Genomic DNA, 18,064 nt, shown 5'->3' on the forward strand with positions numbered 1-18,064 from the left:
GTTCATGTTCGATGCTTAACCTCACTCCTCATGGGAACCTGGGACGTCGGGCCATTCGACAATCACGCCGCGCGCGCAGTGCTCGCGCAACTTCGTGATGGCTCTTTCGACCTAGAAACTTTTAAGCGAAGCTGCGCGGAGGCACCCATTGATGTGGATGATGCCGAAACCATCATTGCGCTCGGCGCCCTCGCTTCAACCCCTTTCGAGAAGCTCCCAGGCGGATTGTGCGGGGCAGATGTTCGTATACTGCGCACCCCGCAAACTAGGGCGTGGCTTCGCAAGCGTATGAACAAAGCTATGGAGCCGGATTCATCACCGATATATGCGCTGTGGGAGACCACCGACGAGTTGGAGGACTGGCTGCGCACCACGCGCGCCGCAATGCCGTGACGAGCGCGTTAGACTGGTCGGCATGGCTTTTGCTGCTGAACACCCCATCCTGCCAGTTTCTGAGCACCGCCCTGTGGGCGAAGTCGAGCGCCGCTCGGCTGAATTCAAGGTTGAGTCTGAGTATAAACCTGCTGGTGATCAACCCGCCGCCATTGCGGAATTGGACGAGCGCCTCAACCGCGGTGAACGCGATGTCGTTCTCATGGGTGCTACCGGTACCGGTAAGTCTGCCACCGCAGCGTGGCTCATCGAGCAACAGCAGCGCCCCACTTTGGTCATGGCGCCGAATAAGACGCTGGCCGCCCAGCTAGCCAATGAGCTTAGGCAGTTGCTGCCACACAACGCGGTGGAGTACTTCGTGTCGTACTACGACTACTACCAACCTGAGGCCTATATCGCGCAGACGGATACCTACATTGAGAAAGATTCCTCTATTAACGAGGACGTGGAGCGCCTACGCCACTCCGCCACCTCGGCATTGCTCTCGCGCCGCGATGTCGTCGTAGTCTCCTCTGTGTCCTGCATTTATGGTTTGGGTACACCGCAGTCCTACCTGGATCGCTCGGTCGTGTTGGAAGAAAGTGAAGAGATTGACCGCGATCGCTTCCTACGCCTTCTCGTGGATATCCAATATGAGCGCAATGATGTGGGCTTTACCCGTGGCACCTTCCGAGTCAAGGGCGACACCGTGGACATTATCCCAGCGTATGAGGAACGCGCGGTGCGCATCGAGTTCTTTGGTGATGACGTGGATGAGCTCTACTACATTCACCCGCTCACCGGTGAGGTGATTGAGCGCGTTGATGAGGTCCGGATCTTTCCAGCGACGCACTATGTCGCCGGCCCAGAACGCATGGCACGCGCGATCGAGGACATCAAAGAGGAGCTGGCAGAGCGGTTGGCGGATTTGGAGAACCGCGGCAAGCTGCTCGAAGCGCAGCGCCTGCGTATGCGCACCGAATATGACCTTGAGATGATTGAGCAGGTAGGTTTCTGCTCGGGCATTGAGAACTATTCGCGCCATGTCGACGGCCGCCCAGCTGGATCCGCACCGGCCACCCTCTTGGATTACTTCCCGGAAGATTTTCTCACCATTATCGACGAGTCGCACGTCACCGTGCCGCAGATTGGTGGCATGTATGAAGGTGATATGGCCCGTAAGCGGAACCTCGTCGAGTTTGGATTCCGGCTGCCATCGGCGGTTGATAACCGCCCGCTGACCTTTGATGAGTTCGAGGAACGAGTGGGGCAGACCGTTTACATGTCGGCCACCCCGGGCGATTTTGAGATGACGGCTTCGGGGGGAGAATTCGTTGAACAGGTTATTCGCCCGACTGGTCTGGTGGATCCGAAGGTGACGGTCAAGCCCACGAAGGGGCAGATCGATGACCTCATTGATGAGGTTCGTGCCCGTACCGCCAAGGAAGAGCGCGTGCTTGTCACCACGCTGACCAAGCGAATGGCGGAGGACTTGACGGACTATCTCCTCGAGCACGGAATCAAGGTGCGCTACCTGCACTCCGATATCGACACTCTGCAGCGCGTGGAGTTACTGCGTCAGTTGCGCTTGGGTGAATTCGATGTCCTCGTTGGTATTAACTTGCTACGTGAGGGCCTGGACCTTCCGGAGGTGTCCCTCGTGGCCATCCTCGATGCCGATAAGGAAGGATTCCTGCGTTCGACCACCTCATTGATCCAGACCATCGGTCGAGCTGCGCGTAACGTGTCGGGCGAGGTCATCATGTATGCGGATAAGATCACTGATTCCATGCAAGAGGCCATCGAGGAGACGGAGCGCCGCCGCGAGAAGCAGATTGCATATAACACCGAACACGGCATCGACCCGCAGCCGCTGCGCAAGAAGATTGCGGACATCCTCGACCAGGTCTATGAGGATGCTGACAAGGACGGCGAGGGAGGGGCGGACGCCGATCCAACGGCGATCGTCGAAAAGCGCGATGTGTCCTCCATGGCGGCGGATGAGGTGCAGGCGCTTATCGACGATTTGACGGCTCAAATGCGTGATGCCGCCCGTGAGCTCAAATTTGAGTTGGCGGGGCGTCTGCGCGATGAAATCGCTGATTTGAAGAAGGAACAGCGCGGCCTTAAGGAAGCTGGAATTTAGGCGGGGATGTTCGCGCCTGCAGCGCGGTATCGTGCCATACTATTTACAGATTAAACACCACTTATAAGGAGAAATATGCTGAGCTACAACGTTATCGCCGTCGGCACTGATGGATCGAAGACCTCCCTACGCGCGGTGCAGTCCGCCGCATCGATGGCACGTGCCTACGACGCAACGCTGATCATTGTTTCCGCGTTCTACAATCACTCCGGTTCGATGTTGGGTGCCCCGAACGCCGAGGATGCTCGCGTGCCCGTGGTGAGCGAGGAAATGTCGGAGAATTACCTCAACAACGCTGCCGAGATCGCGCACAGCGAAGGTGCTCAGCGCATCGAGATCATTGCCAAGTCCGGTGACCCCGTCAATGCGCTCATCGAGGTCGGCCGTGACCACGATGTGGACCTGTTCGTTGTGGGTAATAAGGGCATCCATTCCGTGCGTGGACGTGTCTTTGGTTCCGTGGCTACGGAGCTCACCCGCAAGGCTCACGCCGACGTGGTCGTGGTCAACACGACCGAAGATTAGGATTCCAATCGACGTGTTGGCACCCGCGTTGTTAAACTAGCGGGTGCGCGAAAAGTTTAATTGATTGTCAAGCGAGATTCCCGTGATTGGAGGCTCGCGAAGAAAGGTCATCATGAGCGATTACAACAAGATCGTGGTCGGTACCGACGGTTCCAAGTCTTCCCTGCTCGCAGTGGAGCGTGCCTCCAAGATCGCTGCAGCCTTCGATGCCACCCTCATCATCGGCTGTGCCTACTACGAGAACCAGGAGCAGGCGTCCAAGACTCTGCGCCAGGATTCCGTCACCATCCTCGGTGATGAAAAGGCCCAGGCCAACCTAACCTCCGGCAAGGAGCATGCAGAGAAGTTTGGCGTGAAGAACGTCGAGACCGCTGTCCGCCCGGGTACCCCGGTTCAGGCCCTGATGTCTATCGTCAACGACAATCAGGCTGACCTGCTCGTCGTGGGTAACCGCGGCATCAACTCCTTGACCGGCCGCCTGCTGGGGTCCGTTCCGGCTGACGTGGCTCGTCAATCCGACTGTGACGTCATGATCGTTCACACGGTCAACTAGGCCCCACAAAACCACCGCGCGGTTTCCCTACCGGGGCCGCGCGGTTCTTGTTTTCGAGGGGTCTGTTGGGCTCAGGGTCAGAAACGTAGCTTGCGGTAAGCACGCGCGAGGGCCGTGCCGTCAGCGCCTTGGATAAGGGGGATGTTGAAGGACGTTTGGTCGTTGACCCTGGCAAGTGGAGCCAATGAACCGTGCGCGAGCAGCTGCTCTTGCGGGGAGAGGTTTCGAATAGCAACCGCGGCCACCCGGTCTGGGTGCTCGGCCACAGCATCCGCATAGGTCAGCGGATCGTGCTGGCCATCATCCCCAATGAGTAACCACCGCAGCGCTGGGAAGGCAATGAACAGGTTTCGAAGTTGCACGCGCTTGTGCTCCTGGCCATTGCGGAACAGCCCGGTAGGAGTGGGACCCCAGTCAGTGAGCAGCAGCGGTCCGCGTGGGAAACCGTTCTCCTCCATGAAGGTGACCAAGGTGTCGTAGGTGTTCCACGCACCGGTAGAGAGGTAGATGAAAGGCACACCAGGGTGCTCCGCGGCAATCTCACGGTAGAAGGATGCCATGCCTTCTACCTGAGTGCGGGTATTGGTGCGCTTAACCCAGGAGTTCCAGGCCGCGATCATGGCGCGGGGGAGCCAGGTGACCATGATGGTGTCATCGATATCGCTGACCACGCCGAATTCAGTGTCCGCACTCACGATGAGGACTTCAGCCGTAACTTCTTCCGCTCCCTTGGCGCGAATGCTGACTTCGTGCCAACCAGGCTCGAGACCATGGTCATGGACAAGAACATCGATGTAGCCGTTGTGATTGCTGGTGCCGGCAACAGTCTTTCCGCCAACGGTGACTTCTACCTCGTGACGTGGAACCTGGATAGTGAAGAACTGGCGGTAGCCGCGTTGCGCCCACGTATCAGTGTCCTGTGATTCGGGATCGTGCATGAGTACTCGGCCCAAAACATGGACGAAATGCTCATTTCCATACCCGGAATATCCGGTAATGGAGGGCTGCCAGCCTTTGCGGGCTGAGCGCTTCAGCGTCACGGAATTAGTGGTGAACTCAATCTTACGGGCGATATCGGAAAGTGCCATGCGCACCAGATTATCCGAAAACCTCCGAGTAGCGCCCAGCGATCGTCAGCGTCTGGGTTGCGCGGGTCAGCGCCACATAGAGGTTGTGGATACCTTGCGTGGAGGCCGCCACAATATCGTCGGGGTTGATCACCGTGACGTGGTCGAATTCGAGGCCTTTTACTTCCTCGACATTTGCGGCAGTGATGACGGCATGGAGGCGTCCGTCGGGGCCAGTGAAGGTTCCAGGCTCCTGATCAGGGGCACTGGCATGCCAGGTGACATCATCCCCATCTCGCACCGCAATACTTGGCGTGGCGTCCGGGTTAATCTCCGCTAGGAGGCGGTTTGCTAGTTCCGTGACGGGACGTGGGGTGCGGTAATTGACCGTGAGTCCATGTTGACGGAAGCGCTGGCCCACGAAAGGCTCCAGCGTTGCTGCCCACTCATCCACGCCGGCGGGGGAGCCGGTTTGGGAGGTATCGCCCACGAGAGTCATCCACCGTGACGGGCTGCGGCGGAAAATCATTCGCCACTCCATGGGGGTGAGCTCCTGTGCTTCGTCAACGATGACGTGTCCGTAGGCCCACGTGTAATCCTCCCGGGCGCGCTGCGCGGTGGTGCGGGAGTCACGCACTTCGTGACGACGGGCGAGATGCTCGGCGTCAATGACGTCGTGGGCAGAGAGAATTTCGGCCTCGAACATGTCATCGTCATTATCGGTCGAGTCAGAGGAGCTCAGGATGTCCAGAGCGTCCTCAGCCTCGGCGACTTGTTCGCGCCATTGCCTGTCTTCGGCGGCGCGTTCGGCTTCAGGGTCGGGCATGCCGATGAGCACCGCGAGCTCGTCGAGAAGCGCTGCGTCCGATGCGGCCCAAGCTGTACCATTCACGCGGTACAGCGCCCCGCGTGTCTCCTCGTCATAGGCACTCGCCGCGGAGTCGATACGCTCGCGGTTGCTGAGCAGCTCTGCGAGGACCTCGGTGGGAGACAAGTGAGGCCAGAACTCGTCGACGAGATCGGTGATGAGCGGTTCTTCAGCAAGATCATCGTGGAGTTGGTCGACGTCAGCGCGGGAGAGCAGGTTGGCTCCGCCGAGTGGGTCCGCACCGATGCGCTCCGCCATCTGCTGAGCCAATGATTCGATGAGGTGCTCGGCAAAAGCGCCTTGCGCATCATTGTGAGGCTTTCTCGAGCGCCGCGCGCGGGTACGAGCGGCTTTGACCATGTCTGCCGTGACAGTGAGCTCAAGGCGGTCGATATCGATAACGCGGGGTTCCTCGGGAAGACACTGATAATCCTTGACGGCGTTGCTCAGGATCTCAGCCATAGCCTCAGAGCCCTTGATCTCGCGGGCGAGCAAGGATTCGGGGTGAGTTGCATCGATGCCGGGGAAGAGAGAAGCGATCGTGGACAGAACCACGCCGGTCTCACCGAGCTCGGGCAGCACTCGAGAGATGTATTCCAAGAAGGTGGAATTGGGGCCCACGATAAGCACACCGGTGGCGGCGAGCTGCTCACGGTAGGTGTACAGCAGGTAGGCCACGCGGTGTAACGCTACCGCGGTCTTACCCGTGCCTGGGCCACCTTCGACCACCATGACGCCACGCGTGCTATCGCGAATGATCTCGTCCTGCTCGCGTTGGATGGTTTCCACAATGGAAGGCATGTGGCCGGTGCGTGCGCGCTGCATGACGTGGTGTAGTGCGGATTCACTGGCCACGTCACTATCCTCAACAGCTGATTCGCCATCGAGAACTTCATCACTAACCCCAGTGACGGTTCGGCCCGTTGTTCGGATATGGCGACGCATGTGCACACCCTCCGGGTGTGCTGTAGTCGCGAGGTAGAAAGGCCTAGCCATAGGCGCGCGCCAGTCCAAGAGAAGAGTGCGGTAGTCCTCTTCACGGGCATCAAGGCCCATGCGCCCGATATAGCGGCGATCGAGTCCTTCTGGAGTGGGGTTGTCACCGGGGGCATCGATATCGATACGTCCAAACACCAGTCCCAGTTGAGCAAGATTGAGGCGATCGAGTTTGGCTTGCAAGCCGTGGTACTCGGTCTCGCGGCGCACCAACGCATCAGCATCAGGTGTGTGTGGATCTACAGCCGCCTGGACCTCATTAAGCCGCTCATTCGCCGTCTGCACCTCATTGTCGAGGCGCGCAAACAGGCCGTCGACATAAACCTGCTCTTTGGCAATCTCAGAGTTCAGTTCGTTCGTGGTATCGGCGTGAGTTGTGGGAGAGGAATCAGACACGAGGCTCCTTGGGTGCGTGTGAAGGCTTCTCGACGACACGGAGGTAATAGAAAAAGGACAACGGCCCAGCATAGTCGCTGAGCCGTTGTCCTCTCCACCGCCCTCATTGCTGGCGGTGCGTCTACGGGAAAGATCCGCAGTACAGGAAGCTTTTAGAAGCTATCGCCGAACTTCTTGAAGGCCTTGTCCAGCTTCTTGGACGCAACCTTCTGCAGCTTCTCGGCGCGCTTACGAGCCTTCTTCTTGGCACGCTTGCTGTCGATGGAATCTGCCTTGGCCAGGGCCACATCGGCGCGATCCTGGGCCTTGCCAGCAGCCTTCACCAGGCCCTTGCGAGCGGTTTCGGTGTTATCGCGGGCGGCGTTGAGCCAGTCATCCTTGTTGTCGTCGAAGAACTCGCGGGCGCTTTCAGCGGTGTCCTCAACGAAGGAGCGAGCGTTATCAAGCAAGTCACGGCCGGTGGACTCCCAATCATCGCGGTTGTCCTCGACGTAGTCCTTGGCAGTCTCGAACCAATCAGTGGCCTTTGCAGTCACATCGGAGGAGATGTCGCTCGCACGGTTGGACACGTCCTCCGCGAACTTCTGCTGCTCGGACTTGCCCGGGAGGGCAGCCTGGATCTTCTTGTTGGCGCGCTCGGACGCCTTCGCGGTGCGCCAGCGCAGGGACGGCTTGCCCTCGGTGTCCTGGGTGACAATGGCCAGTGCACCGAGAAGCGCCGTGTTGGTGATGAAGTTGGTGCGCTGGGCTTCCTTGTCCTTCTTGGAATCAGCAGACCAGAAAGAGTTACCCGCAAGATTCGGAATGTGAGTCAGTGCCAGCACAGCTGCCGAGGTGCGTGGAGCCTTGCCCAGCGCAAAGGACGTGCCAGCTGCGGTCTTGGCACCGCCAAGTGCACGGGTAACCAGCTCCGGGTCATTCGGGATGTAGCCTGCGTACTCACGGGGCAGTACCTTGCGAAGGCGCTTAAGCACGGACTCGGTGTCCGCGACGTGCTCCGAGGTGTTGCGGAGGGTATCCACACCATCCCAGACAAACACGGAGGCCAGCATAGGACGGGCAAGCTTACGAATCATGACGTGCTCCATTCATTAGATATGTAAAGACGTTCGTCACACCATAGTACGCGGATCACCCAGCAATCGCTGTTACCACCGGCGCTCCCACCATTCCTCGAGGTGTGGACGTTCCGCCCCAAGGGTGGTGGAATCACCGTGTCCGGGCCGGACAATGGCCTCGTCAGGGAATACGTCAAAAAGTCTTTGTGTCACGTCCTTGTACAGGCGAACAAAGTCTCCTTCCGAGGTGGTCTTGCCCACTCCGCCGGGAAACAGGGAATCGCCCACAAAAAGGTTGGTCACACCGTCGATGTCCGCCGCGATGGCCGCACCGCCTGGGGTGTGGCCACGCAGAATCGTGACCGGAAACTCATAGCCCGCGAAAGGCAGAGTGTCACCATGCTCCAGTTCGACATCGACAGCCGCCGGCAGGGCAGGGGAGTCGAGGAAGCTGGCATAGTGCGTGGCACCGGTCTTCTCAAGGACCTCCTCAAGTGCACGGACGTGATCCCAGTGGCGGTGTGTGGTGAGCACCGCGGTGATAGAAGCGCCGTGATCGGCCGCGAGGGACAGGAGGGCGGGGGCGTCGGCGGAGGCGTCGACAAGCAGCGCCTCATCGCCAGCACACAACAGGTAGCAATTGTTGTCCATCTCGGAGACGGAAATTTTATGAAGCTCGAGTGCGTTGTTCATGTGTCCCACCTTACGGGTAGATTCTGATCCAGAACCCCCTAGAACGAACATTCTCTTGTGTAGGAAGGCAGCAATCAGTGGCTGATCGTTTGGTCGTACGAGGCGCTCGTGAACACAACCTCAAGGGCGTGGATATCGATATCCCACGCGATAAACTGGTGGTGTTTACCGGTCTGTCGGGCTCAGGCAAGTCTTCCTTGGCCTTTGACACCATCTTTGCCGAAGGCCAGCGCCGCTATGTGGAGTCCTTGAGCTCGTATGCTCGTATGTTCCTCGGCCAGATGGACAAGCCGGATGTCGAGTTTATTGACGGACTCTCTCCGGCTGTGTCTATTGACCAGAAGTCCACTAACCACAACCCGCGCTCTACTGTGGGCACGATTACGGAAATCTATGACTACCTGCGTCTGCTGTTTTCCCGTGCGGGTACCCCGCATTGCCCGGAATGTGATGCGGTCATCGAGCGACAGACCCCACAACAAATCGTCGACGAAGTGCTGGGCCATGAGGAGAAGCTGAAATTTCAGGTGTTGGCCCCTGTGGTCCGCCGCCGCAAGGGTGAGTTCGTCGACCTGTTTAAGGACTTGGCCGCGCAGGGTTACTCCCGCGTGCGTGTGGACGGTGAACTGCACCAGCTCAGCGATCCGCCGAAGCTCAAGAAGCAGATTAAACACGATATTGATGTCGTGGTGGACCGTTTGCAAGTCAAGGCGTCCCAAAAACAGCGCCTCACCGATTCAGTGGAGACGGCGCTGCGACTAGCGGACGGTCTAGTGACCCTCGATTTCGTTGACCGTGAAGAACTGACGCATACCTATTCAGAAAAGGCTGCCTGCCCCAACGGTCATGCGCTGGCGATCGAGGAATATGAGCCGCGCGCATTTTCCTTCAACGCACCGTTCGGTTCCTGCCCCGTCTGTGACGGATTGGGTACCCGCCTTGAGGTGGACGTGGACCTTCTTATCCCAGACCCCGATGCACCGGCGGTGGAGGCGATTCAGCCATGGACATCGAGCCCGAATGCCCGGTACTTTGTCAAGCTTGTCGAGGGTCTAGCCAAGACTCTCGGCTTTGACCCACAGACGCCGGTCTCCGAGCTCAGCAAGGAGCAGCGCCACGCGCTGATCTATGGCTCGGATGTGGAAGTGACGGTGCGCTACAAGAACCGTTACGGCCGCCAGCGGAATTGGTCCGCGCCGTTTGAGGGAGCCATTGGCTTCCTGGAGCGCAAGCTGGAGCAAACAGATTCTGAATCACAGAAGGACCGCCTGCTGCAGTACACCCGCCGCGTGCCGTGTCATGCCTGTGGCGGTACTCGTCTTAAGCCGGAGATTCTTGCGGTGCGCTTGGCGTCGACTGCCCACGGCGAGCAATCCATTGCAGGTCTGACCGCGCTGTCCATCGAGGACGCGGCGGAGTTCTTGGACTCGCTGGTGCTGGGCCACCGTGAGGAGATCATTGCCGGTGCTGTTCTGAAGGAAATTCAGGCCCGCCTGCGCTTTCTTCTCGACGTCGGCCTCAACTACCTCACTCTCGACCGCGGCGCCTCGACGTTGTCTGGTGGTGAAGCGCAGCGAATTCGTCTGGCCACCCAGATTGGTTCCGGACTCGCCGGCGTGCTCTACGTGCTGGATGAACCTTCTATTGGTCTGCACCAGCGCGACAATCAACGTCTGATCAAGACCCTCAAGCGCCTACGCGATATTGGCAACACCCTCATTGTCGTTGAACACGACGAGGACACCATCCGCGAAGCCGATTGGCTTGTTGATGTCGGCCCACGTGCTGGCGAGTACGGCGGCCAGGTGGTCTACCAAGGTGAGCCCGCAGGTATTGAGGATGTCGAAGAGTCCCTCACCGGCCAGTACTTGTCCGGGAAGAAGGAACTCGCTGTTCCGGATTCGCGCCGCGAGATTGACCGCGAGCGCATGCTCAAGGTCGTGGGCGCACGCGAGAACAACCTGCAGAGCATTGACGTAGAGATTCCCCTTGGCGTACTCGTCTGTGTCACCGGCGTCTCAGGTTCAGGCAAGTCCACCGTTGTCAACCAGATTCTGGCGAAGACCCTGGCGAACAAACTAAACCGTGCCCGCCAGGTACCAGGACGCGCCAAGCGTGTGGAAGGTGTCGAGCACCTGGACAAGCTTGTGCAGGTTGACCAGAGCCCAATCGGCCGCACCCCGCGTTCCAACCCAGCGACGTATACGGGTGTCTTCGACAAGATTCGTAACCTCTTTGCTGAGACCCAGGAAGCCAAGGTCCGTGGCTATAAACCAGGACGTTTCTCTTTCAACGTCAAGGGCGGGCGCTGCGAGGCGTGCCAGGGTGACGGCACCATCAAGATTGAGATGAACTTCCTGCCGGATGTCTACGTGCCGTGTGAGGTCTGTCAAGGTGCGCGCTATAACCGCGAAACCCTTGAAGTGCTCTATAAGGGTAAGAACATCGCTGAAGTCCTTGACATGCCCATCGCAGAGGCGGCTGAGTTCTTCGAACCGATTAGCTCTATCCACCGATACCTCGACACCTTGGCGGAGGTGGGCCTTGGCTACGTGCGTCTTGGTCAAGCAGCAACGACCTTGTCGGGTGGTGAGGCCCAGCGCGTGAAGCTGGCTTCCGAGCTGCAAAAGCGCACGAAGGGACGCACCGTCTACATCCTGGATGAGCCGACTACCGGTCTGCATTTCGAAGACATTCGCAAGCTTATGCTCGTCATTCAGAGCCTCGTGGACAAGGGCAACTCAGTGATCATCATCGAGCACAACTTGGACGTCATCAAGGCGGCGGACTGGATCGTGGACATGGGGCCGGAAGGCGGGTCCGGTGGCGGCACCGTCGTGGCGCAGGGAACGCCGGAGGACGTGGCCAAAGTCCAAGGTTCCTATACTGGAGGCTTCCTCAAGGAGATGCTGTGATCCGAACCACCATGACGCCCCCGCGCCTCGGTGCGTCGTTAACAGCCGTGAGTCTTGCTGCATGCGCAGCAGTAACCGGCTGCTCGCGGCCTGACAATGCGCCTGGGCCGATGGAGGAGACGGACCACAGCGTCATGCGTACTGGGCAGGCCTCGGATTATGACATCAAGGCCGCACTAAACGAGGTCATCCGTGGGGTCGAAACCGACTTTGAGGACTATGAGATCCGCGCTGGCGTGGCCGTGGCTGATAGCACCGGTGCAGTGCAGGTAGGGCTTCGAGGAGAGGAGCCGACATGGTCCACAGTCAAAGTGCCGATTGCCATTGCTGCGCTGCGTGATGGTGCCAGTTCCGACCTTGTTGACTTGGCCATTAAGGAATCTGATAACGACGCGGCGTATGCCTTGTGGTCCCACGTGGGGTGGAACGAGGGAGACGCCGGGCAAGCCGTGAAAAAGCTGTTGGCGGAGTACGATTCCCGCGGCGAACTGGAAGAACCGTTCGGCTACTCAACCTGGTTGTTGAAGGACCAAGCTGTGTTTGGGTCGCATCTGCCGTGTATCCCCGAAGCGGAGTACGTCTATGAAGTGATGGATCAGATTGTTGCGTGGCAGGACAACGGTTTGGACAAACTTCCAGACACGCGCGCCAAGGGTGGCTGGGGCCTGTCCGAGGAAGACAACAGCTACACTCACCGCCAGCTTGGCGTGCGCGATACCGGAAATGGCGGCTCCGTGGGCTTGGCAATCGAGGTCACCATGCCAGGAGTAAGTGCTGAACAGGCTATCCCAGCCCTGAACGTCCTTGCGGCTGGTGTTGATCGTGTGGTCACGGAGGCACTTGATGCAGGTACGCTGAAACCAGTGGAGGAGTGTGAACCGAAACCCACGAGTGCCACCAGTTCCGTGAGCAGCGCGGCGACGGCGACGGGGGCTCGGTCAAGCGTGACAATGACCTCGGGGGCGTCGTCAAGCACCGCCTCGACACGCACCTCCGCGCGGTGATTTGGTTCCGTGCCTCGTGGGTGTTAGAGTTGATCCCACTACCGCCCGTAGCGCCTCCTCCAGGAGGTACTTGGGCCGCAAGCGGAGTTTCTCCCACCCGAAGCCGCGCTTCACACTTTGTGTAGGTGCAGGATAAAGGTAAAGAGTAGGTGCCACGTGAGTGGTGCGTGCTTGTTAGAAACTCCCGGTTGCCAGTGGCACCCGGGATTTATTCGTTTGTGGTCACGGTAGGCACACTACTAACCCCACAATCGAGGAGAACCACAATCAGCGCTGAAGCTCGCATTAATGAGCGCATCCGAGTACCCGAGGTCCGTCTAGTTGGCCCCGGTGGTGAACAGGTGGGCATCGTTCGTACTGACGATGCTCGCAAGCTTGCGTACGAAGCGGATCTTGACTTGGTCGAGGTTGCGCCGAACGCGAAGCCGCCCGTAGCCAAGATCATGGATTACGGAAAGTTTAAGTACGAGCAGGCTCAGAAGGCCCGCGAGTCCCGTAAGAATCAGCAGCAGACTGTGGTGAAGGAACAGAAGTTCCGTCCGAAGATTGATGATCACGATTACGAGACCAAAAAGGGTAATGTGGTGCGCTTCCTGGAGAAGGGTTCCAAGGTTAAGGTGACCATCATGTTCCGTGGTCGTGAGCAGTCGCGACCGGAGCTCGGTTTCCGCCTGTTGGAGCGCTTGGCTGACGACGTCGCCGACATCGGCGTCGTGGAGTCGCGCCCCAAGCAGGATGGTCGCAACATGACCATGGTCCTGGGACCCGTCCGCAAGGGCAAGAAGTAGACCACGCTCCACTTAGGATTTAAGGATTTAATTCTCATGAAGCAGAAGACTCACAAGGGCACCGCCAAGCGCATCAAGGTGACCGGCTCCGGCAAGCTGCGTCGCGAGCAGGCTAACCGCCGCCACCTTCTGGAGGGCAAGCCGTCCAAGCGCACCCGTCGCCTGAAGGGCACCGAGGACGTTGCCAAGGCAGACACCAAGCGCATCAAGCGCCTTCTCGGCCGCGCCTAGTTAGCGCCGAACTCCCCATCCCCACACACTCACAATCAAGATAAGGAAGTATTACTGTGGCACGAGTAAAGCGCTCAGTTAACGCCAAGAAGAAGCGCCGCGCGATCCTGAAGTCCGCTAAGGGCTACCGCGGCCAGCGTTCCCGCCTGTACCGTAAGGCCAAGGAGCAGTGGCTGCACTCCATGACTTACGCTTACCGCGATCGTCGCGCCCGTAAGTCCGAGTTCCGCAAGCTGTGGATCCAGCGCATCAACGCTGCTGCTCGTATGAATGACATCACCTACAACCGTCTCATCCACGGCCTGCGCCTGGCTGAGATCGAGGTCGACCGCAAGATCCTCGCTGAGCTTGCCGTCAATGACTTCGAGGCTTTCTCCGCACTGTGCGAGGCCGCAAAGGCTGCTCTGCCGGAGGATGTCAACGCTCCGAAGGCTGCCTAAGCACCTGACGTAGAAGCGTCATCCAGAGCCCACCTGCTCCCATACACTGGGAGCAGGTGGGCTTTGTGCGTCCCTGGGGTTGGGGGCTTCCGCTCTCCAATGCGATAGTTGTTATTTATTTATTCGTCTTCTATATACAGACCAGTAGCCCGGTTGTCACGCGTGAATATTAATCTTCCAGCTGTTCATTACTCGTCACGTTTCGCAAGGATAACTTCACAGATGACACTCTCGCGTTTCGCCACCTCTGCCGTGGCAGTTGTAACTTCTGCCTCCGTTGTTGCCCTGGGTATGAGCCCAGCGGTTGCCGCTGAGGATACTCACGCTGGCCCCAAGAACATCATCTACATGATTGGTGATGGCATGGGCTATGGCCACCTAGCTTTGACCAATCTCTATGAGACAGGTCAGTCGAAGTAACTCGTCGACGGTGACTTCGGCGATGAGGAACTTAAAGAGAAGGACGGCGAGCCGGTTCAGTCCTATGAGGAGTTCAACCGACTGTCCATGGCAACGTTCCCTATGGGTGGTTCCTACGATCCGGAACAGGCGTGGAAGACCCATGAGTATGTCACGGAGGGCAAGATCACGGACTCTGCTGCCGCGGGTACAGCTATGGCGACTGGCGTTAAGACCAACAACGGAATCCTCGGCATGTCGCACTACGGCATGAAGGAAGAAAACATGTCGGAGCGTGCGAAGAAGCAGGGAAAGTCTGCCGGCGTAGTCTCTTCGGTGGCCTACTCCGAGGCAACTCCCGCTGCGTGGGCCGCACACAACATGGACCGCGATAAGCTGCAGGACATTACCAAGGAGATGCTCGGCAGCGACCTCGACCTTGTGATGGCCGCTGGCCACCCCTTCTACAACAACGACCATGAGAAGCTCGATACTCCGGACTACAGCTTCATCTACGAGGATGATTACGCCAAGCTATCTGAGGGCCAGACTGATTGGACCTACTTTGAGTCCAACGATGACTTTCAGAAGATGGCCGGCGGTGACGTCGGGCCGGGCACGAAGTACTGGGGCATCGCCCAGGTAGGCTCCACCCTCCAGAATTCCCGCACCGGTGAGGCCGAGGCCCCGTACTCGGACAAACTCAACGATGTTGTGGATCTGCCCACTATGACTACCGGTGCACTGAATGCGCTGGGCCAGGATGACGATGGATTCTCCGTCATGATTGAAGGCGGTGCCATCGACTGGGCTGGACACGGCAATAACCCGGTACGCGATATTGAGGAAACCCAGGACTTCAACAAGGCCGTCGATGCGGCGATTGAGTGGGTTGAAAAGAACTCCTCCTGGGAGGACACCCTCCTCATCGTCACCGCTGACCACGAGACTGGATACTTGTCTGGTGCCAACGAGGTTCCGACGGACAAGAACCCCGAAGCGGACAACAAGTTCAACGCTATGGTAGGCGCAAAGGAGGAGGTTGGCCGCCACGGCTGGTACTCCGGCCAGCACACGAACCAGCTTGTTCCATTCTTCTTCAAGGGCGCAGGTTCTGCGGACATTAAGGCTCACGCTGCGGGAACCGATCCGGTGCGTGGTGATTTCATTGACAACACCACGGTGGCCAATCTCGTCTTCGACCAGTGGTGGACTGAAGGTGCCACTGCTTCGGGCGACGAGTCTCCGTCCGAGGAAGCCCCGAAGCCGTCCGAAGATGAGAAACCGTCCGAACCCAGCAAGACCCCGCAACACGATGGGGAAGCTGGCAGCAGCACGAACTTTGGCGCTGGCGTTGCCGCCGGTATGGGCATCCTCGCAGCTGTAGTGGCAGCGCTTGCGGCACTTGCTCAGCAGACCGGACTTGTCAGCATCAACCCGCAGGCACTTGTTCACCTGGCTCAAAAGGTTGGCCTGCGCTAGGAATTCTTGGCGGACTTCGGTGCCGTGCTTGTCGACGTTTCCCCGTTATCACCATCATCAACCCTCGCATCGTCCTGGGGTGAGGGTTGATGTTTAGACGGGGGAGTAGCACTCGCGGCGGGACTTTTCAATGCCCCGATTGGTGGGTACGGTCAAGGCCATGGAATTAGATTTTTCGGCTGCCTTTACGGAGCGCACCCCTCGCGTGGTCAATGCCGCCAAACTGCACCGAACGGCCAACCGCAAGAAGGCAGAGCGCTTCATTATTGAGGGCGAAAACGCCGTCGATGCGGCAGTATCCACGGGTGCGGCGACGGACGTTTTTGTGACCGAAAAAGCTGCGGAGCGTTTTGCCCATATTGTGACGGCATGCGGATATATGGACGTCTACGTGCATCCCATCACAGATAAGGCAGCGAAGCATCTCTCGGATACGGCAACGAGCACAGGTTTGTTCGCTGTGTGCCGTCCTGTTCTGTGGACAGCGGGCAAGATTATGGCGGGTAAGCCGAAGCTGGTGTCTGTTCCAGTGCTCACGTCCGAGCCAGGCAATGCAGGAACGCTGATTAGGACCTCCGATGCTATGGGCGCTGATGGCGTTATTTTTGCAGGGGAGACTGTGGATCCGTTGGGCTGCAAGGTGGCGCGAGCTTCGGCTGGCTCGCTGTTCCACATCCCCGTCGTCCGAGACCCCAATATCAAGGACGTTCTAGGAAAGCTGCGCTCATCCGGGATGCAGGTGTTGGCCACGGCAGCGGATGGGGAAGTAGACCTCGCGGACGCAGACCTTTCCCAGCCCACGGCATGGTTGTTTGGTAACGAAGCCCATGGGCTCGGCGATCTGCAAGATGAGGCGGACATGCGGGTACGCATTCCGATTCTTGGCCGCGCAGAGTCGTTGAACCTGGCCACGGCGGCCAGCATTTGCCTGTACGAGTCAGCCAAGCAACAGGCCAACTAGCATTCTGACTGCCCTAGGGCTGGTGGGCACAGGTGTCTGGTAGCACGGTAAGATAGCTCGCGTTAGTTTTTCTGCGAGAAGAAGGTAATTAAGGCACGTGTCCGATACACCTCAGATCGAATTGACCGAAGAAGCCCTCGAGGCCGCCGCGCAGAAGGCCATCGCTGCCTTCGAGGCCGCGAGTGATCTCGACGAGCTCAGCGCGGCACGCCGCGATCACCTTGGTGACGGTGGCTATATCCCGCAGGCCCGCCAGTCCCTTGGCCAACTGCCGAAAGACCAGCGCAAAGACGCTGGCCGGGCAGTGAACATGGCGCGTGGCAAGGTGGAGAAGACCTTCGCGCAGATTCGTGAGGTCTTGGAGCAGGAAGCGCGCGCTGCGCAGCTCAAGGCTGAGAAGGTGGACGTCACCATCCCGACTACCCGTGCGCAGACCGGTGCACTGCACCCGATTACTGCCTTGTCGGAGCGTATCGCCGATATCTTCGTGGGTATGGGCTGGGAAATCGCTGATGGTCCAGAGGTGGAGGCTGAGTACTTCAACTTTGATGCCCTGAACTTCAAGCCGGATCACCCCGCCCGCACACTGCAGGACACCTTCCACGTAGGAAAGGAAGGGTCTAAGCAGGTGCTGCGTACCCACACCTCTCCGGTACAGGTCCGCACCATGCTGGAGCGCGACGTACCGCTGTACATCGCGTGCCCCGGCCGTGTTTTCCGCACTGATGAGTTGGATGCGACTCACACTCCCGTGTTCCACCAAGTGGAGGGCCTTGCCGTGGATAAAGGCCTGACGATGGCCCACCTGCGCGGTACGCTCGAGCACTTGGCCAAGGTACTTTTCGGACCAGAGACCACCACGCGCATGCGTGTCAATTATTTCCCGTTTACTGAGCCTTCCGCTGAGGTTGACGTCTGGTTCCCCAACAAGAAGGGTGGCGCCGGGTGGATCGAGTGGGGCGGCTGCGGCATGGTCAACCCCAACGTTTTGCGCGCAGTCGGCATCGATCCCGAGGAATACACCGGCTTCGCCTTCGGCATGGGTCTGGAGCGTACGTTGCAGTTCCGCAATGGCTTGACCGATATGCGTGACATGGTCGAAGGCGATGTCCGCTTCACCCTGCCCTTCGGCGTGCAGGCATAAGAACCCAGAAAGGATAGAGAAGAACA

17 protein-coding genes are annotated in these 18,064 nt (G+C 58.8%); 13 read left to right on the top strand and 4 right to left on the bottom strand.

What is annotated here, in order from left to right; translation table 11 throughout:
- Nucleotides 1-30 precede the first annotated feature (30 nt).
- From M5J09_RS04075 to M5J09_RS04090, 4 genes are all read left to right on the top strand, one after another.
- Nucleotides 31-393 carry a DUF4259 domain-containing protein gene (locus tag M5J09_RS04075; protein ID WP_042531022.1) on the top strand — a complete coding sequence of 121 codons (363 nt, stop codon included), beginning with the start codon at nucleotides 31-33 and terminating at the stop codon, nucleotides 391-393.
- Nucleotides 394-415: 22 nt separating this feature from the next.
- A complete protein-coding gene (uvrB, locus tag M5J09_RS04080) occupies nucleotides 416-2,518 on the top strand; it encodes an excinuclease ABC subunit UvrB (protein WP_257157038.1) in 2,103 nt (700 codons plus the stop codon).
- A gap of 75 nt (nucleotides 2,519-2,593) precedes the next feature.
- Entirely contained in the window at nucleotides 2,594-3,043 is a 450-nt protein-coding gene (locus M5J09_RS04085) for a universal stress protein (RefSeq protein WP_042531017.1), read from the top strand.
- 112 nt (nucleotides 3,044-3,155) lie between these two features.
- Nucleotides 3,156-3,596: a universal stress protein gene (locus M5J09_RS04090; RefSeq protein ID WP_042531016.1), complete on the top strand. Its 441-nt coding sequence runs from the start codon at nucleotides 3,156-3,158 to the stop codon at nucleotides 3,594-3,596.
- 77 nt (nucleotides 3,597-3,673) lie between these two features.
- Here M5J09_RS04090 and M5J09_RS04095 read toward each other — a convergent pair whose 3' ends face one another.
- From M5J09_RS04095 to M5J09_RS04110, 4 genes are all read right to left on the bottom strand, one after another.
- A complete protein-coding gene (locus M5J09_RS04095; protein WP_257157039.1) occupies nucleotides 3,674-4,684 on the bottom strand; it encodes an App1 family protein in 1,011 nt (336 codons plus the stop codon).
- Nucleotides 4,685-4,694: 10 nt separating this feature from the next.
- Nucleotides 4,695-6,995, bottom strand: a complete 2,301-nt coding sequence (locus M5J09_RS04100) for an AAA family ATPase (protein ID WP_144403124.1) — start codon at nucleotides 6,993-6,995, stop codon at nucleotides 4,695-4,697.
- An 80-nt stretch (nucleotides 6,996-7,075) separates the two neighbouring features.
- Nucleotides 7,076-7,999 carry a DoxX family protein gene (locus M5J09_RS04105; RefSeq protein ID WP_042531012.1) on the bottom strand — a complete coding sequence of 308 codons (924 nt, stop codon included), beginning with the start codon at nucleotides 7,997-7,999 and terminating at the stop codon, nucleotides 7,076-7,078.
- A 72-nt stretch (nucleotides 8,000-8,071) separates the two neighbouring features.
- Nucleotides 8,072-8,674 (bottom strand): MBL fold metallo-hydrolase, encoded by a 603-nt coding sequence (locus tag M5J09_RS04110; RefSeq protein ID WP_257157040.1) that lies wholly within the window; start codon nucleotides 8,672-8,674, stop codon nucleotides 8,072-8,074.
- A gap of 77 nt (nucleotides 8,675-8,751) precedes the next feature.
- Between M5J09_RS04110 and uvrA the strand changes: the two genes are divergently transcribed.
- The 9 genes from uvrA to pheS all read left to right on the top strand — a co-directional run bounded on the left by uvrA (nucleotide 8,752) and on the right by pheS (nucleotide 18,038).
- The gene (gene uvrA, locus M5J09_RS04115) at nucleotides 8,752-11,589 is read left to right on the top strand and encodes an excinuclease ABC subunit UvrA (protein ID WP_257157041.1); all 2,838 of its coding nucleotides are present in this window, start codon (nucleotides 8,752-8,754) and stop codon (nucleotides 11,587-11,589) included.
- Nucleotides 11,586-12,593, top strand: a complete 1,008-nt coding sequence (locus tag M5J09_RS04120) for an S-adenosylmethionine synthetase (RefSeq protein WP_257157042.1) — start codon at nucleotides 11,586-11,588, stop codon at nucleotides 12,591-12,593. The genes uvrA and M5J09_RS04120 overlap by 4 nt, the downstream gene beginning before the upstream one ends.
- A gap of 218 nt (nucleotides 12,594-12,811) precedes the next feature.
- On the top strand, nucleotides 12,812-13,381 hold the full coding sequence (infC, locus tag M5J09_RS04125; RefSeq protein WP_084226182.1) for a translation initiation factor IF-3: 570 nt from the start codon (nucleotides 12,812-12,814) through the stop codon (nucleotides 13,379-13,381).
- A 36-nt stretch (nucleotides 13,382-13,417) separates the two neighbouring features.
- Nucleotides 13,418-13,612, top strand: coding sequence for a 50S ribosomal protein L35 (gene rpmI / locus M5J09_RS04130; RefSeq protein WP_039675593.1), 195 nt, complete (start codon nucleotides 13,418-13,420; stop codon nucleotides 13,610-13,612).
- A 56-nt stretch (nucleotides 13,613-13,668) separates the two neighbouring features.
- Nucleotides 13,669-14,052 carry a 50S ribosomal protein L20 gene (gene rplT, locus M5J09_RS04135; protein ID WP_005323264.1) on the top strand — a complete coding sequence of 128 codons (384 nt, stop codon included), beginning with the start codon at nucleotides 13,669-13,671 and terminating at the stop codon, nucleotides 14,050-14,052.
- A gap of 222 nt (nucleotides 14,053-14,274) precedes the next feature.
- Nucleotides 14,275-14,472: a hypothetical protein gene (locus M5J09_RS04140; protein ID WP_257157043.1), complete on the top strand. Its 198-nt coding sequence runs from the start codon at nucleotides 14,275-14,277 to the stop codon at nucleotides 14,470-14,472.
- Nucleotides 14,473-14,559: 87 nt separating this feature from the next.
- Nucleotides 14,560-15,933, top strand: coding sequence for an alkaline phosphatase (locus M5J09_RS04145; protein WP_257157044.1), 1,374 nt, complete (start codon nucleotides 14,560-14,562; stop codon nucleotides 15,931-15,933).
- Between the two features lie 160 nt (nucleotides 15,934-16,093).
- The gene (locus M5J09_RS04150; protein ID WP_257157045.1) at nucleotides 16,094-16,894 is read left to right on the top strand and encodes an RNA methyltransferase; all 801 of its coding nucleotides are present in this window, start codon (nucleotides 16,094-16,096) and stop codon (nucleotides 16,892-16,894) included.
- Between the two features lie 97 nt (nucleotides 16,895-16,991).
- A complete protein-coding gene (pheS, locus tag M5J09_RS04155; protein ID WP_042531005.1) occupies nucleotides 16,992-18,038 on the top strand; it encodes a phenylalanine--tRNA ligase subunit alpha in 1,047 nt (348 codons plus the stop codon).
- Nucleotides 18,039-18,064 lie beyond the last annotated feature (26 nt).

Source organism: Corynebacterium sp. BF-R-2 (assembly GCF_024586525.1).
Lineage (GTDB): Bacteria > Actinomycetota > Actinomycetes > Mycobacteriales > Mycobacteriaceae > Corynebacterium > Corynebacterium singulare.

What these genes read in the sequence shown, in the direction of transcription:
- M5J09_RS04085 (WP_042531017.1), top strand. Translation starts at nt 2,594, where the DNA reads ATGCTGAGCTACAACGTTATCGCCGTCGGCACTGATGGATCGAAGACC.
- rpmI (WP_039675593.1), top strand. Translation starts at nt 13,418, where the DNA reads ATGAAGCAGAAGACTCACAAGGGCACCGCCAAGCGCATCAAGGTGACC.
- M5J09_RS04075 (WP_042531022.1), top strand. Translation starts at nt 31, where the DNA reads ATGGGAACCTGGGACGTCGGGCCATTCGACAATCACGCCGCGCGCGCA.
- M5J09_RS04105 (WP_042531012.1), bottom strand. Translation starts at nt 7,999, where the DNA reads ATGATTCGTAAGCTTGCCCGTCCTATGCTGGCCTCCGTGTTTGTCTGG.
- M5J09_RS04100 (WP_144403124.1), bottom strand. Translation starts at nt 6,995, where the DNA reads ATGCTGGGCCGTTGTCCTTTTTCTATTACCTCCGTGTCGTCGAGAAGC.
- M5J09_RS04090 (WP_042531016.1), top strand. Translation starts at nt 3,156, where the DNA reads ATGAGCGATTACAACAAGATCGTGGTCGGTACCGACGGTTCCAAGTCT.
- M5J09_RS04150 (WP_257157045.1), top strand. Translation starts at nt 16,094, where the DNA reads ATGGAATTAGATTTTTCGGCTGCCTTTACGGAGCGCACCCCTCGCGTG.
- M5J09_RS04095 (WP_257157039.1), bottom strand. Translation starts at nt 4,684, where the DNA reads ATGGCACTTTCCGATATCGCCCGTAAGATTGAGTTCACCACTAATTCC.
- M5J09_RS04110 (WP_257157040.1), bottom strand. Translation starts at nt 8,674, where the DNA reads ATGAACAACGCACTCGAGCTTCATAAAATTTCCGTCTCCGAGATGGAC.
- uvrB (WP_257157038.1), top strand. Translation starts at nt 416, where the DNA reads ATGGCTTTTGCTGCTGAACACCCCATCCTGCCAGTTTCTGAGCACCGC.
- M5J09_RS04140 (WP_257157043.1), top strand. Translation starts at nt 14,275, where the DNA reads ATGACACTCTCGCGTTTCGCCACCTCTGCCGTGGCAGTTGTAACTTCT.
- M5J09_RS04145 (WP_257157044.1), top strand. Translation starts at nt 14,560, where the DNA reads ATGGCAACGTTCCCTATGGGTGGTTCCTACGATCCGGAACAGGCGTGG.